The sequence below is a fragment of the Antarcticirhabdus aurantiaca genome, assembly GCF_009765365.1.
Taxonomy (GTDB): Bacteria; Pseudomonadota; Alphaproteobacteria; order Rhizobiales; family Rhizobiaceae; genus Antarcticirhabdus; species Antarcticirhabdus aurantiaca.
Genome location: NZ_VTOM01000018.1, coordinates 19455 through 34894, shown reverse-complemented (window position 1 = coordinate 34894; position 15440 = coordinate 19455). Strand labels below are relative to the sequence as shown.

18 protein-coding genes are annotated in these 15440 nt (G+C 69.6%); 9 read left to right on the top strand and 9 right to left on the bottom strand.

The features are described 5' to 3' along the window. The 6 genes from FZN60_RS19840 to FZN60_RS19815 form a co-directional block, all read right to left on the bottom strand. Window positions 1-693: a CpaD family pilus assembly protein gene (locus FZN60_RS19840; RefSeq protein ID WP_158875249.1), complete on the bottom strand. Its 693-nt coding sequence runs from the start codon at window positions 691-693 to the stop codon at window positions 1-3. A gap of 14 nt (window positions 694-707) precedes the next feature. Next, complete coding sequence (locus FZN60_RS19835; RefSeq protein WP_246727002.1) at window positions 708-2291, bottom strand: type II and III secretion system protein family protein; 1584 nt, start codon at window positions 2289-2291, stop codon at window positions 708-710. Between the two features lie 11 nt (window positions 2292-2302). Beyond that, entirely contained in the window at window positions 2303-3139 is an 837-nt protein-coding gene (gene cpaB / locus FZN60_RS19830; protein WP_158875248.1) for a Flp pilus assembly protein CpaB, read from the bottom strand. Between the two features lie 143 nt (window positions 3140-3282). Beyond that, window positions 3283-3792: an A24 family peptidase gene (locus FZN60_RS19825; protein WP_246727000.1), complete on the bottom strand. Its 510-nt coding sequence runs from the start codon at window positions 3790-3792 to the stop codon at window positions 3283-3285. Window positions 3793-3904: 112 nt separating this feature from the next. Next, window positions 3905-4087: a Flp family type IVb pilin gene (locus FZN60_RS19820; protein WP_158875247.1), complete on the bottom strand. Its 183-nt coding sequence runs from the start codon at window positions 4085-4087 to the stop codon at window positions 3905-3907. A 109-nt stretch (window positions 4088-4196) separates the two neighbouring features. Next, window positions 4197-4379: a Flp family type IVb pilin gene (locus tag FZN60_RS19815; protein WP_158875246.1), complete on the bottom strand. Its 183-nt coding sequence runs from the start codon at window positions 4377-4379 to the stop codon at window positions 4197-4199. A gap of 349 nt (window positions 4380-4728) precedes the next feature. On the opposite strand from FZN60_RS19815, the gene FZN60_RS19810 reads away from it, so the two are divergent. The 8 genes from FZN60_RS19810 to FZN60_RS19775 all read left to right on the top strand — a co-directional run bounded on the left by FZN60_RS19810 (window position 4729) and on the right by FZN60_RS19775 (window position 10017). Then, the gene (locus FZN60_RS19810; protein WP_158875245.1) at window positions 4729-5187 is read left to right on the top strand and encodes a pilus assembly protein N-terminal domain-containing protein; all 459 of its coding nucleotides are present in this window, start codon (window positions 4729-4731) and stop codon (window positions 5185-5187) included. Between the two features lie 206 nt (window positions 5188-5393). After that, the gene (locus FZN60_RS19805; protein ID WP_158875244.1) at window positions 5394-5972 is read left to right on the top strand and encodes a TadE/TadG family type IV pilus assembly protein; all 579 of its coding nucleotides are present in this window, start codon (window positions 5394-5396) and stop codon (window positions 5970-5972) included. Continuing rightward, window positions 5972-6568 (top strand): TadE/TadG family type IV pilus assembly protein, encoded by a 597-nt coding sequence (locus tag FZN60_RS19800; RefSeq protein ID WP_158875243.1) that lies wholly within the window; start codon window positions 5972-5974, stop codon window positions 6566-6568. Before FZN60_RS19805 ends, FZN60_RS19800 begins: the two co-directional genes overlap by 1 nt. 45 nt (window positions 6569-6613) lie before the next feature. Further along, window positions 6614-7813, top strand: coding sequence for a phosphopentomutase (locus FZN60_RS19795; RefSeq protein WP_158875242.1), 1200 nt, complete (start codon window positions 6614-6616; stop codon window positions 7811-7813). Then, the gene (locus FZN60_RS19790; RefSeq protein ID WP_246726998.1) at window positions 7810-8850 is read left to right on the top strand and encodes an adenosine deaminase; all 1041 of its coding nucleotides are present in this window, start codon (window positions 7810-7812) and stop codon (window positions 8848-8850) included. Before FZN60_RS19795 ends, FZN60_RS19790 begins: the two co-directional genes overlap by 4 nt. Before the next feature lie 60 nt (window positions 8851-8910). Beyond that, the gene (gene upp / locus FZN60_RS19785; protein ID WP_158875241.1) at window positions 8911-9540 is read left to right on the top strand and encodes a uracil phosphoribosyltransferase; all 630 of its coding nucleotides are present in this window, start codon (window positions 8911-8913) and stop codon (window positions 9538-9540) included. Between the two features lie 82 nt (window positions 9541-9622). Continuing rightward, window positions 9623-9811, top strand: coding sequence for a hypothetical protein (locus FZN60_RS19780; RefSeq protein ID WP_158875240.1), 189 nt, complete (start codon window positions 9623-9625; stop codon window positions 9809-9811). A gap of 5 nt (window positions 9812-9816) precedes the next feature. Next, window positions 9817-10017: a hypothetical protein gene (locus FZN60_RS19775; RefSeq protein WP_158875239.1), complete on the top strand. Its 201-nt coding sequence runs from the start codon at window positions 9817-9819 to the stop codon at window positions 10015-10017. Between the two features lie 124 nt (window positions 10018-10141). On the opposite strand, the gene rpmE is transcribed toward FZN60_RS19775, so the two are convergent. Then, window positions 10142-10363: a 50S ribosomal protein L31 gene (gene rpmE / locus FZN60_RS19770; RefSeq protein WP_158875238.1), complete on the bottom strand. Its 222-nt coding sequence runs from the start codon at window positions 10361-10363 to the stop codon at window positions 10142-10144. 213 nt (window positions 10364-10576) lie between these two features. Between rpmE and FZN60_RS19765 the strand changes: the two genes are divergently transcribed. Next, window positions 10577-12406 carry an ABC transporter transmembrane domain-containing protein gene (locus tag FZN60_RS19765; RefSeq protein WP_158875237.1) on the top strand — a complete coding sequence of 610 codons (1830 nt, stop codon included), beginning with the start codon at window positions 10577-10579 and terminating at the stop codon, window positions 12404-12406. A gap of 13 nt (window positions 12407-12419) precedes the next feature. Here the strand turns inward: FZN60_RS19765 and FZN60_RS19760 are convergent, their stop codons facing one another. Both FZN60_RS19760 and FZN60_RS19755 read right to left on the bottom strand, forming a co-directional pair. Next, on the bottom strand, window positions 12420-14024 hold the full coding sequence (locus FZN60_RS19760) for a LysM peptidoglycan-binding domain-containing protein (protein ID WP_158875236.1): 1605 nt from the start codon (window positions 14022-14024) through the stop codon (window positions 12420-12422). Window positions 14025-14469: 445 nt separating this feature from the next. Next, entirely contained in the window at window positions 14470-15417 is a 948-nt protein-coding gene (locus FZN60_RS19755) for an alpha/beta fold hydrolase (protein WP_158875235.1), read from the bottom strand. Between the last annotated feature and the right edge of the window lie 23 nt (window positions 15418-15440).

Below are 15440 nucleotides of genomic sequence, written 5' to 3'. Positions count from 1 at the left end.
CTACCAGCTGTAATTGACGTCGCTCGGGCGATAGATGCTGCTCGTCATGCTGCCGCTGCGATAGCGGTCGATGACGTCGGAGCGGCGGGTGGCATCGATCGGATCGACGCCGCGCGGGCCCAGGAGATCGCGCGGGTCGGCGACCTGGGCCGCGAGGTTCTGCTGCGAGGCGCAGCCGAAGTTGAAATAGTTCTTGTTCTCGTGCGTGGAGCCGAGGTCCTCGGGAAAGCGCCCGCAGCGCTCGGTGCGGGCCACGAGCGTCGAGAAGGCGAGCCGGATCGGCACCGGCCCCTCGAGCCCGGCCGCGTGATAGGAGGTGAGGTAAACGGCGGAGGACGGAACTCCCTCCCCGCGCAGGACCTCGAGGACCTGCGACGACACGTGCTCGGCGGCCGCCGCGTTGGCGGAGCCGTAGGGCAGTTCCACGCGCAGGGCATCGGAGCCCGAGCCGCGGAACCGGTTGGCGAAGTCGGCGATCCGCTTGCGCGTGGCGGTCGACAGGCGCCCTTCGGTGCGCACGATCGGGATGTCGAGATTCTGGTCGGCTTCGCTCACCACGATCGGATGGCGGGTGCGATAATCGTCCGGGACGGAACCGACCTCGACCGAGTGGACGTTGGCGCAACCGGCGACGAGGCTCGTCAGGATCAGCGCGGCGGCCGGTGCGAGGCGGCGGGACAGGCAGGAGGTCATCGATCGGATCCCGCTCACTTGTAGATGTAGCCGACGACGCCGTGGTAGCGGCCCGGCGGAAGCTTGGTGTCCATGTGGCCGTAGACGCGGTTGACGCGGCCGAGGAAGTTGGCGGCGCCGTCCGACGAGAAGGCGAGCCCGTCGTCGGGCCGCGCCAGCGCCTGTCGGGCGACGGGTCGCACGAGATAGGGCGTGACGATCACGACGAGCTCGGTTTCGTAGCGCTGGAAGTCGCGCGAGCGGAACAGCGTGCCCAGCACCGGCAGCTTGGACAGGCCGGGAACGCCGGAAACGACTTGCCGCACCTCGTCGCGCACGAGGCCGGCGATCACGATCGAGCCGCCCGAGGGTAGCTCGACGGTGGTGTCGGCGAGGCGCTTGCGGATGCCCGTGATCACCGTTGCCGGCACCTGCATGCTGCCGGCCAGGGCGAACGGGTTCTCGAAGGTCGGCTCGGAAACGGATGTCTTGACCTTCAGACTGATGCGACCGGGCGACAGCACGACGGGGGTGAAATCGAGCCCGATGCCGTAGTCCACCTGTCGCGAGTCGAGCGTGTAGGTGGCCTCCTCGACTTCGGTGTCGACGATGCGTCCCTGGTCGTTACGGATGTTCGTGCGTTTTTCCGGCGTGAAGGTCCGGCCGGACGGGATGTTGAACTCGCCGCCGACCTTGAAGCTGGCGCTCTCGCCGGAAATCGCGGTCAGGCTGGGCTCGGCGAGCGTGCGCATGACGCCGGCCTGCTCGAGAGCGGCCAGCATACCGCTGACATTGGTGTTGCCGACGGTGCCGCCGAGCGTGAGGAGGTTGTTCGAAAGCCGGTTGCCCAAGCCGAACGCGTTGTCGCCGGCCGTCGCAAACGAAATCCCGTCCATCAGATTGCCGGACGACAAGCTGTTGATGCCGAGCTGCTTGACGACGGAGCGCTGAACCTCGGCCACCGTGACCTTCAGCGTCACCTGGTCCTCGCCCCGGATCTGGATGAGGTTGACGATCCGGCTTTCGCGGCGCGCTTCCTGCGCGAAGCCGACGTCGGCGCCGCCCTCCCCCCCGGCGGCCGTCGCGCTCTGGATGTACGCGCCGGTGGTGGCTTCGCCGCCCGTGACGTAGATGCGCGCGAGATCGGCGGCGCGGCTGGCGTCCTGGGGGGTGTCGACCGTGCCGGTGAGAACGACGTTGTCGTTCAGCATCTCCGCCTGCACCTCGGAATTGGGCAGGTACTTGCGGATCGCCGCTTCGAGGCCCGAGATGTCCCGCTCGATGCGCAGGTCGATCACGGCGATCTCGCGCCCCTGAGCGTCGAAGACGAAGAGGTTGGTCTGGCCGATCTGCTTTCCGAAGATGTAGATGCGCCGCGACGTGCGCGTCACCGCATCGGCGACTTCCGGATTGGCGACGAGGATGTCGTGGGCGTCGCGCGGCAGATCGATGACCTTGGATTTGTCGAGGCCGAGGCGGACGGTCTGCTGCGGCGAGGCGATCCGAACCACGGCGTCGTCGTTCGAGGCGGCAGACGAGGTCTGGCCGAGCGGCAGAAGGGCAGTGGTCGCGGCGAGCAGCGTCGAGGCGAGCGAGCGAGCGGTGCGGGACATGGTCATGAGGCGGTCCCTCAGTTCTTGGTCGTGATGTCGGTGGTCCGGCCGTAGCGCACGACGCGGATCTTGCCGGAGGTCGAGACCTCGCCGTCGAGAACGGAGGCGTAGCCGGCGGAACCGGGAACGGAGTCCGACAGGGAGCGGAGCACGAGCACCAGGCGGTCGGCCATCTGCTGGGCCGTCGTCAGCGCTTCGGCCTGCGCCGGATCCACCTCCAGCGTCGCGGTGGAGCCGACGACGACCTGCGTGCCGTTCTGCTCCTCGATGGTCTGGTCGATCGCCAGGACCCGGAGGTTCTTCAGGATGGTCTCGGTATCGAAGGCGTTGCTCTGCTGGCCCGAAGCGCCGTTGTTCGGGGCTTCCTTGCGGCGTGACATGATCACGTCGACGTGGTCGTTGGGCAGGATGAAGCCGCCGGCAGAGGTGTCGGCCGAGATCTGGACCGCCATGGCGCGCTTGCCCGATGGCAGGATCGCCGACATGAAGCCGCGATCGGACTTGATCAGCTTGGCTTCGCGCACGGGCTCGCCGGAGAAGAAGGACTGTCGCGCGATCGAGCCCTTCAGCTCCTCCATGGCGTTCGGCCGGGCTTCCCTGGTGATGAAGGTCGGCCCGACGCCGTCGAGCGGCCAGGGCTGCCAGGCGAAGGCCTCGCTCAGCCGCGCGCCCATGGAGATGTCGGCGTTCGTCACGAGCACGTCGGTCAGCTTGATCGGCGGTTCGACCGGTGCCGTGGATATGATCACCGGCTCGGCCGGCGGCTGCGCGGCCGTCAGATTCAGCGCCACGATGCCTGCGCCGCCCGCCGCCAGGACGGCGACTGCCACTATGCCGATGCGCGCGATGCTCATCACGAAAACCCCTGCCGCCCCTCCCGCTTAGTCAGGGGAGCGCGACAAGGGTTATGAGTGGCGATCCCTCACCATATGGTTAATCGAACCTTTTTCCGCTTCGACCGGGATAAGGAAGCGGCAAGGTTGAGGGCGGAAGCGCGTCAGCCGGCCAGGGTGCGGATCGCCGCGTCGAAATAGATCGTCGTTGGGAAGAGGAGAAGGCCGGCGGCGCCCAGCGCGATCCCGTAGGGAACGCCCGTCTCGTGATGAAGCAGCCGGTCGACGAAGCCGACGCCGGTCGCGGGCGCCATCACGGCGCGGGCGTTGAGGATGAGAAGCGTCAGGACGCCACCAAGGATCGCCGACAAGACCGCATATTGGAGCAGCGCCTCGCCCGGGCCGAGCCAGAGGGCCACCGCCGTCATGAGCTTGGCGTCGCCGCCGCCCATCCATCCGGCGCTGAAACAGGCGATGCCGAGAAGCAGCACGCAGAATGCCGTCGCGAGATGAAGCGCCATCGCGTCCCACCCCAACCCGGCAAAAGGCGCGAGAACCAGGAAGGCGGCACAAAGGCCGGCATTGACCCGGTTCGGAATGGTCATCGACAGGAGATCGCAGAAAGCGGCCAGGATCATCGCGAACGGAAAGACGAGGAAAAGGATCGTCATCATGTCGAAAGTTCGTTCCCTGTCCTTCGCTCGGCCGCCAAGCTTGCTTCCGGATCCGACGACCGGCTCCCGCGGGCGAAAGAGACCGCGCCGCGGGAGCTGTTTGCCTCGTGGCTCAGAGGCCGGTGGTCGACGTCGTCAGCTTCGTGCCGATGTTGCCGAAGGTCGTCGTGAGGCTGGTGCCGAGCGTGCCCATGGCCGTGATGATCACGGCGCCGAGGACGGCGGCGATGATGGCGTATTCGATCGCGGTGGCGCCCGACTCGTCCTTGAAGAAGCAGCGCAGAGTCTTGGTCATGGAATGAACTCCAAGGTGATGGTCTGCCCCACTCCCGCAGACGCCGAGTTGCGTCGATCGATGGAGGCAGACCTTGAGATCGCGCCGCGGGAGCGGGCCGGATCGCGGCTCAGAGGCCGGTGGTCGACGTCGTCAGCTTCGTGCCGATGTTGCCGAAGGTCGTCTTGAGGCTGCTGCCGAGCGTGCCCATGGCCGTGATGATCACGGCGCCGAGGACGGCGGCGATGATGGCGTATTCGATCGCGGTGGCGCCCGACTCGTCCTTGAAGAAGCAGCGCAGGGTCTTGGTCATCGGATGAACTCCAAGGTGATGGTCTGTCTCACTCCCGTCGACTTTCAAGTCCCGTCGATCGGTTGAGCCGAAACTAGGCGCCGGCGATTTCCATCGCTTTAAGGACCAGGGTTAACGAAGGGCAACGAGCCCTCCTTCAAGCACTTGGTGAGCGATTACTTTACGTGACTTCCAGCATTCGACGCTTCTGCAAGCCGACACCGCGTGTTCGACGCTGGTCTTCGTGCCTTCGCTGGAGAATGCCCCGCTTCTTCGCCTGGGATGCCCTCCTTAAACCTTCGTTCACCCTGCCGCGGATAGAAGAATGAAAGGCGGGTCGGTGTCCGCCCGAGGCCCGAGGTCGTTCATCATGCGCTGGTCGCTCCGCCTGACCCTTCCCGCCGCCGCCCTCGCCTGCCTCGTCGGCGGACCGATCGCGCGCGCCGAAGCGCCGAAGCTGGAGGTCGAGGTCGACCACGCCCGCATCCTGAAGATCAGCGAGCCGGCGGAGACCATCATCATCGGCAACCCGTCCATCGTCGACGTGTCCGTCCACGACAGCCACACGCTGATCCTGACCGGTCGCTCCTACGGCATCACGAACCTCATCGTCATCGGCCGCGACGGCGAGCCGATCCTCGACGAGTCCGTGTCGGTCCGCACGTTCGAGGAAGGAACGGTGCGTGTCTTCCGCCAGGCCAGCCGCTCGACCTATTCCTGCAGCCCGAACTGCGAGCCGACGGTGACGATCGGCGACGACAGCGGCAACTTCAACATGGCCAACACGCAGTTCCAGGCGCGCCAGACCATGGCCACGGGCGGCAATTAGGAGCCTCTGACGAAAGCTCAGGGCCAGGGCTGACGGAAGGACGGGGCGGCGCCGACGTACCGGCAAGGCCCGGGCAGAGCGATCCCGCCAAAGCCTGTCGGAAGCATTCGGCGCAGTCTTGAGGCGCTTGCGATGCGTCGCCTCAACCAATCCGCAAGGTGATCCGCCTATTCTTTCGCCAGAAAGCGGCGAAGGGAGAGCGGACCATGGCATCGCGCTGGATCGGCACGCGCTGGCGGCGCGACGCCGGCAGGCGGCCGGCACGGATCGGCCTCTTCGGCCGCGATCGTCGAGGCGTGGCGGCGATCGAGTTCGCCCTCCTGGCCTTTCCCTTCTTCATGATCGTCTTCGCGACGCTGGAAACGGCGATGGTCTTCATGGCCGAGCTCACGCTCGACTCGGCCGTGGAACGGGCGGCGCGGCAGGTTCGCACCGGCGAGTCGCAGAAGGGGGGCGCCACGAAGACCGGCCTGACCTCGGCCGAGTTCCGCACCGCGATCTGCAAGGATGTGAGCTTCCTTCTCGACTGCTCGAAGCTCCAGATCGACCTGCGCTCCTTCGGCGAAAACAACTACGACGTCCCGACCAACGTCCCGATGAAGAACGGCGATCTCGACACGACGGGCTTCGGCTACGCACTGCCCTCGGGGCAGCGGGTGACGCAGCTGCGGGTCTACTACAAGTGGCCCCTGCTCCTCGACTTCATGCGCAAGAGCTTCACGACGATGCCGGACGGCACCTTCCTGATCGTCTCGACCGCCGCCTTCAAGACGGAGCCGTTCTGATGGGTATCGCGCGTCTCAGCCGCTTCCTGCGCGACCGGCGCGCCGTCGGAGCCGTGGAGTTCGCCGTGGTGGCGCCGGTCCTGCTCCTCCTCTATGTCGGGGGCTCCGAGCTGGCCGTCGCGGTGACCCTGAACCGCAAGGTCCAGCACGCCGGCGCGACGGTGAACGACCTCGTCACCCAGTCGGCCTCGCTGACGAAGGGCGATGTCGACCGCATCTTCAAGATCTCGGCCGCGATCCTCACGCCCTACTCCGCGGCGCCGCTGCGCCTGCGCGTCACATCGGTGAAGGTCAGCTCGCCCGGCAAGGCGAAGATCGAGTGCTCCCGCGTCTACGACAAGACCACGACGCCGCTGCAGCCGCTGATCCCCGGCAGGGATTACCAGCTTCCCGCCGAGTTCGCGACGCTCCCGACCGGCTCGACCATGATGGTCACGGAGTCGCGCTACGACTACGTTCCCCTCGGCGGCCTCGGCCTGAAGACCATCCTGGCCGGGGTGACGGGAAACGCCTCGGGGCTGATCCAGATGGGCAGCATGTCCTATCTCAATCCTCGCATCGGCAATTCGGTGGCCTGCTCGGACTGGAACACGTGACCCGCGTTTCCCGTCCGTAGGTGCGCCGCGGACGGGAAACGGACCATGACCCGCGCACTTCTTTGCGTGCTCGACTCCTTCGGCATCGGCGGCGCGCCGGACGCGGCGGCCTACGGCGACGCGGGCGCCGACACCTTCGGCCACATCCGCGCAGCCTGCGCGGCCGGCCGGGCCGACGTGCCGGGCCTGCGCTCCGGTCCGCTCCGGCTGCCCAACATGGAGCGGCTCGGCCTCCTCCACGCGGCGGGCCTCGCGCCCGCCGGAGCCCCGGCCCCGCAGGGCCTTCACGGCTCGGCCGTCGAGGTTTCCCGCGGCAAGGACACGCCCTCCGGCCATTGGGAGATCGCGGGCGTTCCCGTGCGCTTCGACTGGGGCTACTTTCCGCATGCCGAGCCCGCCTTTCCGCCGGCCCTGATCGCCGAGATCGTCGACGACACCGGCATTCCCGGCATTCTCGGAAACCGTCACGCCTCGGGCACCGCGATCATCGAGGAACTCGGCGCTGAAAGCGTCGAGACGGGCAAGCCGATCCTCTACACCTCCTCCGACAGCGTGCTGCAGATCGCCGCCCACGAGGAGGCCTTCGGGCTCGATCGGCTCGACGCGCTCTGCCTTGCCGCGCGGCGGCACGTCGATCCCCTGAACATCGGCCGCGTCATCGCGCGCCCCTTCGTCGGCTCGGCTGAGACCGGTTTCGAGCGCACCGCCAACCGGCGCGACTATGCCGTTCCCCCGCCCGCCGACACGCTGCTCGACCGTCTGACGGCGGCGGGCCGGCGCGTGATCGGCGTCGGCAAGATCGGCGACATCTTCGCCCATCGCGGCGTCAGCGAGGTGCGCAAGGGCGCGAACAACATGGCTCTCTTCGATCAGACCCTGCGGGCGCTGGAGGACGCCGGGAGCGGCGACCTCGTCTTCGTGAATTTCGTCGACTTCGACCAGGTCTTCGGCCACCGCCGCGACGTTTCGGGCTACGCCGCCGCCCTCGAAGCCTTCGACAGGCGCCTTCCCGAAATCGAGGCGATGCTGCGACCGGGCGACCTCGCCGTTCTCACGGCCGACCACGGCTGCGACCCGACCTGGACCGGCAGCGACCATACCCGCGAAGCCGTGCCCGTTCTCGGCTTCGGACCCGGCATAGCACCGCGCGACATCGGGCGGCGCGACAGCTTCGCCGACATCGGCGCGAGCTTGGCGGCTCATCTCGGCGTTCCCGCCGGCCCGGACGGAAGGAACTTCCTGTGACGATCGCCGACCGTCTAGCCGCCGCTGCCGCGGACCAGCCGGCCGCCCCCTTCCCCAAGGCGGAGATCCACTGCCATGTCGAGGGCGCGGCGCCGGTCGCGCTCGCGCGCGAGCTCGCCGCCCGAGCCGGCCGCAGCCTCGACGGGATCGTGTCGGGCGAGACCTACCGATGGCAGGACTTCGACAGCTTTCTCGCCGCCTACGACGCCGTGGCGGGCCTGTTCAAGACGCCCGAGGACTACGAGCGCCTCGCCCTCGACTACCTGTCGGGTCTCGCGCGCCAAGGCGCGATCTATTCCGAGCTCTTCGTTTCGCCCGACCATGCGAGGGCCGCCGGCCTCGCGCCCGCCGACTACATCCGCGCGCTCGGCCGCGGCGCCAAGGCGGCTGAGGACGCGCACGGCATCGTCTGCCGCCTGATCGTGGTCGCGATCCGCCATCTCGGGCCCGAGCGCGCGGTCGAGGCGGCGCGCTTCGCCCGCGATCCCGCCTTTACCGGCCTCGTCACCGGCTTCGGCCTCGCCGGCAACGAGCGCTCCCACGCCCCGCGCGCCTTCGCCCCCGCCTTCGACGTCGCGCGCGAGGCCGGGCTCGGCCTCACCGCCCATGCCGGCGAGTTCGCCGGCGCGGACGGCGTGCGCGAAACGCTGGACGCGCTCAAGGTCTCGCGGCTCGGCCACGGCGTGCGGGCGGTGGAGGACGAGGACCTCGTCCGGCGCATCGTGGCGGAAGGGATCGTTCTGGAGACCTGCCCCGGCTCCAACATCGCGCTCGGCGTTTATCCGAGCCTCGACGCCCATCCCCTGCCCGTTCTCGCCCGGGCCGGCGTCAGGCTGACGGTGAACTCGGACGACCCGCCCTTCTTCGCGACCGACCTGTCGCGCGAATACGAGCTCGCGGCGGCCATGGGCCTCGACGCGGCGCGCCGGGCCGGGCTCACCCGTACGGCGATCGAGGCGGCCTTCGTCGACGAGCCGACCCGCGGGCGCCTGTTGGAGCGCCTGTCCGCGAGCCTCATTTCGCTTGGCTCCGGCTGATCGCGGAGCTAGACCGGATCGATCAGTCGGACACATAAGACAGCGAAAGCGGCTCAGCGCATGTCAGGCGTCACCGTCATCGACCACCCCCTCGTGCAGCACAAGCTGACGCTGATGCGCAAGAAGGAAACGTCCACGGCGAGCTTCCGCCGGCTCCTGAAGGAAATCTCGACGCTGCTCACCTACGAGGTGACGCGCGACCTCGACCTGACCGTTCTCGACATCGAGACGCCGCTGGGTCCGATGCAAGCGCCGATCCTCGAAGGCAAGAAGCTCGTCTTCGCCTCGATCCTGCGGGCCGGCAACGGCCTCCTCGAAGGCATGCTCGACCTCGTCCCGGCCGCGCGCGTCGCCCATGTCGGCATGTATCGCGACCACGAGACGCTTCAGCCGGTCGAGTACTACTTCAAGGCGCCCGAGGATCTCGCGAGCCGCCTCGTGATCGTGGTCGACCCGATGCTGGCCACCGCCAACTCCTCCGTCGCGGCGGTGACGAAGCTGAAGGAGCGCGGCGCCCGGCAGATCCGCTTCCTCTGCCTTCTCGCCGCACCGGAGGGCATCGAGCGCTTCCGCGCCGGCCATCCCGACGTTCCCATCTTCACCGCCTCGATCGACGAGCGCTTGAACGAGAAGGGCTACATCCTTCCCGGTCTCGGCGATGCGGGCGACCGCATGTACGGGACGAAGTGAACCCGGGTCCGGATTTTCATCGGAACCCTTGGTGATTCCCGCCGGTTTCCTCCTCGACGACACGAGAAGGAGGAACGGCGCGATGAACGCCAAGGCACCCCCCGTCCCATCCGAGAATCGCAGCCACAAGGGCCCGGGCGATACCGGCAGCCCCCGCGAGGGCGGCGACGCCGTCCACGCCGGTGCCGCGCCCCGGAACCTCGGCGAGCAGGACCGGCAGGGCAACATCAAGCAGAACACGACCCATCAGGGCCTCCAGCAGGATCGGTGAAGGCCATGTCCACGTCCCAGAAGACCGAGAACGCCAACCGCCATCACGGCGGCCCCGGCTCCAGCCACCAGCGCCCCGACCGCCCGGATCCGACGGAGAACCGCGGTCCGAATCCCGGCGAGCCGACCAACGGGCCGCGCGCCCAGGTCTCGTCCGGCGGCGGCGAGCAGGACACCCACCACACCCACGATGCGAAGCTGAAATAGGCTCCGTCCCGGCGCGGCGGCGTGAGGCCACTTCGCGCCCCGCCGAGCCGGCCGTGACATGCGAAAAGGGCGGGCGCCTCGCGGCGCCCGCCCTTTTCGTACATGCCGGCCGATGTCGGCTGGATCAGATGCCGAGGCCTTCGTAGCGCTTCTTGAAGCGCGACACGCGGCCGCCGCGGTCCATGAGCTGCTGGTTGCCGCCGGTCCAGGCCGGGTGCGACATCGGGTCGATGTCGAGGTTCAGCTTGTCGCCCGCGGCGCCGTAGGTCGAGCGGGTCTGGTACTCGGTGCCGTTGGTCATCACGACCGTGATCGTGTGGTAGTCGGGATGGATGTTCTTGCGCATGGGCCTGTCCTTCGAGTGTCTCGGCCGCCCTTCCCGGTCCGCCAAGCCTCCGGCCCTGCGGCCTGTTGGCGCGAGCCGTTCAGACGCTTGACGGGCGAAACTTGAAGGGAGAGACGGCGTCGTCGCTTTCAAATCCGGGGTCGAGCCTATACATCACGGCCCGAAGCCGCACAAGACCGGCCCCGCCGCATCCCGCAAGGGGGACTTCCAAGCTTGCCCGACATCAGTTCCGCGACGCAGCAGCGCCCGCGCCGCAACCTGAAGCCGCTCGCCGCCCTCGCCCCCTACGTCCTGCGCCACAAGGGCATGGCCGTCGCCGCCCTGTTCTTTCTCGTCGCCGCCGCGGCGACGACGCTGACCTTGCCGATCGCCGTGCGGCGCGTCGTCGACCACGGCTTCTCCGGGAGCGAGCCGGGGTTCACCGGCGGGGCGACGGGGTTCCTCGACGCCTACTTCGCCATGCTCGGCGTCCTCGCCCTGATTCTCGCGCTCGCCAGCGCCGGCCGCTACTTCTTCGTCGTCACCCTCGGCGAGACGGTCGTCGCCGAGCTCCGCCGCGACGTCTTCGCCCACCTGTCCCGGCTCTCGCCCGACTTCTTCGACCGCACGATGTCGGGCGAGATCGTGTCGCGCCTCACCGCCGACACGGTACAGATCAAGTCGGCCTTCGGCGCCTCCGCCTCGATCCTCCTGCGAAATCTCATCCTGTTCCTCGGCGCCGCGCTGATGATGGTGGTGACGAGTCCCAGCCTGTCTCTGCTCGTCCTCGGCGCGATTCCGCTCGTCGTCCTGCCGCTCGTCGCCTTCGGCCGCGCCGTGCGCCGCCGCTCGCGCCGGGCGCAGGACACGCTCGCCCAGGCCAGCGCCTTCGCCACCGAGGCGATCGGTGCGATCCGCACCGTCCAGGCCTTCAACGCGGAAGGGCCCACCACCCGCCGCTTCGACGCCGCCGTCGACGACGCCTTCCGCGCCGCGCGCGACTCGATCTCCGCCCGCGCGGTTCTCACCGCCTTCGCGATCTTCGTCGTCTCGGCCTCGATCGTGGCCGTCCTCTGGATCGGCGCGAGCCGCGTGGCCCTCGGCACCCTCACCGCCGGCACGCTCGGGCAGTTCATGCTCTACGCCGTCTTCGCGGCCGGCGCGCTCGGCCAGTTGTCGGAAGTCTGGGGCGAGCTTTCGGCCTCGGCGGGCGCTGCCGAGCGCCTCGGCGAGATCCTCGCCGAGCGCCCCGCGATTGCCGCCCCGCCGGCGCCCGTCGCCCTTCCCTCGCCGGCCCGCGGCGAGATCCGCTTCGAGGACGTGTCCTTCGCCTATCCCGGCCGGCCGCACGCCCCGACGCTCTCGCACCTTTCCTTCGTCGTGCGCCCCGGCGAGACGGTCGCGCTCGTCGGCCCCTCGGGCGCCGGCAAGTCGACGATCTTCGCCCTCACCGAGCGCTTCTACGACCCCGTCGCCGGACGCATCCTCGTCGACGGCGTCGACGTCGCCGCCGCGGATCCGGCGGACCTGCGCCGCCGCATCGCCCTGGTGCCCCAGGACGTCACCGTCTTCGCCGCGACGGCCGCGGAGAACATCTCGTTCGGCTCGGAAGGGGCGAGCGAGGCCGAGATCGAGCGCGCCGCCCGCGCCGCGCTCGCCGACGGCTTCGTGTCCGCCATGGATCAGGGCTACGCGACGCCCATCGGCGAGCGCGGCGTGACGCTGTCGGGCGGCCAGCGCCAGCGCATCGCCATCGCCCGCGCGCTCCTGCGCGACGCGCCGATCCTCCTCCTCGACGAGGCGACGAGCGCCCTCGACGCCGAGAGCGAGGGTCTCGTCCAGCGCGCGCTGGAGGGCCTGATGCAAGGGCGCACGACGCTCGTCATCGCCCACCGCCTCGCCACCGTCCTCAAGGCCGACCGCATCCTGGTGATCGAGGAGGGGCGGATCGTCGAGGAAGGCACCCACGCGAGCCTGATCGCCCGCGGCGGCCTTTATGCCCGCCTCGCCCGGCTTCAGTTCGACACGGGCCGCGACGCCATGCTGTCCGGCGCGGCGGAGTAGACCCCGCCGCGGCTCAGCCCTCGTTCTCGGCCCCGTCCGCCGCCTCGTTCGGCACGCGGAAGACCTGGCCGGGATAGATCCGGTCGGGGTCGCGGATCTGATCGCCGTTGGCGAGGTAGATCACCGTATAGCGCCGCCCGGCGCCGTAGAGATCGCGCGAGATGCGCCACAGGCTGTCCCCGCGCCGGATGATCACGCGCCCTTCCACCGTCGTCAAAGGCGCCTGCTGGACGGTCGCGACCACCGGCTCGGCGGAACCATCGCTCGCCGTTTCGGTCGATGCGGGCGGCTGGCTGACCGCCGGAGCCACGACCTCGGGCTCTGCCGCACGCTCGCCGGCCGCTTCCGTCGGTCCCTTTGCTGCTGCCGGTGCCGGATCGCTCGATGATCCAATCGGTGCCGCCGACATCTCGAATGGCTCGTCCCGCTCCTGCGCCACCGGCTCGGGCATCGCGGCAACCGCGACGTCCGTTCCCGCATCCTCGTCCTCGCGCGGTTCCGTCGCCGCGGACGGCACCGGCTCCGCGGTCGCCGGAGGCGCCTCGCTGGACGCGATCGCCGACATGGCGCCGTCGTCCGGCCGCGCGAAGGGCACCTCGGCGCGGTAGGCGACGCTGCCGTCCGCGGCGACCTGATCCGCCCGAACCGTATGGCCGCCGACCGGCACGTCGCGCCGGGCGGTGACGAAGAAGCGCCCGTCCCGCGAGACCGGCGCCTCGCCGACCAGCGCGTTGTCGAGATAGACCCGCACCCGCAGGCCCGCAGCCCCCGTGCCGGCGACGAAGACGCGGCCGTTCTCGATCTCCACGGCCTCCACCACCAGCGGCGAAGGCGCGCGCGGCTCCTGCGCCGCGTCGCTCGCCCCGTTCGCCAGTGCCGCGGCGGCAACGCTCGCCGGCGCTCGCGCCGCCGGTGCCACAGGTGCCGCGGCCGCCACCGGCGGCTCGGCCCGCACGTCCGGTGCCGCCGGCACTGCAAGCGCGGCAGCCTCGCCGCCCTCCGCCCCCGCGGGCTTGGGCGCCTCGACGATGCGGGAGGGCGCGTTCGGCTCCTCGATCATCGCCAGGAGCTGGTCTTCCTTGCCCGCCGGGGGCACGTCGACGAGCGCCGTCTGCGGCGACTCGGCCCGGCTCCCGTCCGGCATGGTGGCGGAGAGCGCCAGCTGGTGAGCGCCCGGCGTCAGCGGCTCCGGCAGCACCATGGCGAAGGAGCCGCCCTCGCTCGCCGTTTCCCTCGCGATCTCGCGCCCGTTGCCGAACAGGGCCACCGTCGCGCCGGCCGGCGCCTGCCCCGCCACCACGAGGTCGCCGTTCGGCTCGGCGCGCAGGATGTCGAAGCGCGGCGCCTTGTCCTCGCCGGGCGCCTTCGCCTCGGCCGCCCCGGCTTCCGCCGCGACCGGAACCGCCGGCGCCGGCGCGGCACTCTGGCCGCCCGAGGCTGCCGATCGAGACGATGCCGGCGCTGGCGCCCCCGCAGCCGCGCCGTCGCGGAGGGCTTCCAGACTGCCGAGCTGCGCCAGGCGCTCGCGCTCGGAATTCAGCATGTCGAGATAACCGGCAACGATGGCGGCCAGCAGAAAGACGCAGAACAGAAGGATGCCGGTCGCTCGTTTGCGCATGCGCTCCACCAGGGGTGGGCTCCGCGAATCGGAGGAACACGGGGGCTCGAAGCGATGCGGAAGCCGAAACTTCCCGCATTATTAATGAATTGGCCGGGTTCCAACAAGCAAGGCGAGCGGATCCCGCGCGCTTCTCGCCCTGGACGATCGCGAACCCTCGGCTTTACACCGTTCACGGCCGCTCGGACGCGGCGCCCGAGCCCTGGCGATCCATGCTGCGGACAAGAAAAAGCCGGGCTCAAGGCCCGGCCAAAAAAGACTTTGCTTAGAGCAAACCCTTGGGAGGAAACGATCGGTTCGAGAAGGATGGGAGGAGGTATCCCCCTCGGCGCCGACCTCCATCAGATTATCACTTCGCATTTGCGAAACCATGATCGTTTTCGAATGACAGCCATGTGACATGCGCATAGCTCGTTTGCCGGCGATGGAAATTGCCGAGCGCGCGTCACGCTCCGCGCGCGCGCTGGGCGACCCGGCCCAGCCACGCCGTCAGCGCGGCCATTCCTCGGGCGCGCACGGGCTCGCGCTCGTTCAGCGTTTCGTGCCGTGCGCCCTCCAGCAGGACGCGCTCCACGGACACGAAGCCCAGCCCGTCGAGCCGCCGCGCCAGCGCCTCGACGGCCTTGCCCCCATCCGTCGCCGGATCGTCCCGGCCGCCGAGGAGATGAAGCGGCATCGCGCGCGGCAGCCGCGACAGGCCCGCCTTCGACCCGCCCTCGCGGATCAGGGTCACGACGTCGTCCATCATCGAGACCGAAGGCCGGAAGCCGCAGAGCGGATCGGCGCAATAGGCGTCCACCGCCGCCGCGTCGTGGCTCAGCCAGTCGAAGCCGGTGCGGCGCGGCGAGACCGTGCGCCCCCAGGCCTCGAAGGTCGCGCGGGCGAGGATCGCGCTCGGCACGTCGGAGCCCTTCAGCATGCGCTCGGCGGCAAGCGCGAGGCGCGCGACGCGCAAGGCGGCGCCGGGATTGATGTCGCAGTTCCAGGCCGCGACGCCGTCGATCCGCGGCCCCTCGGCCTGCGCGACGTTCAGCGCGACGATGCCGCCCATCGAATGGCCGAAGAGAACGAGCGGCAGGCCGGGATGGTCGCGCCGCGCCAGGGCTTCCACCGCCCTGATGTCGGCGATCACCTTGCGCGCGCCCTCCCGCCCGGCGAAGCGCCCGAGCGGCGCGTCGCGGGCGCTCGTCCGCCCGTGCCCGCGATGGTCGTTGGCGAGAACGTGGAAGCCGGCCTCGGCGAGCTCTCCGGCGAACCGGCCGTAGCGCCCGGCATGCTCCGCGAGGCCGTGCAGCACGAGGACGATACCGCGCGCCTGCCCCCGCGCCCGGGCGCGATAGGTGTGGAGCGCCGCGCCCGTCGGCGAATCCAGCGTGAACGTCTCGTCGAACATGGCTCCCGCCCTCCTCGCCGTCG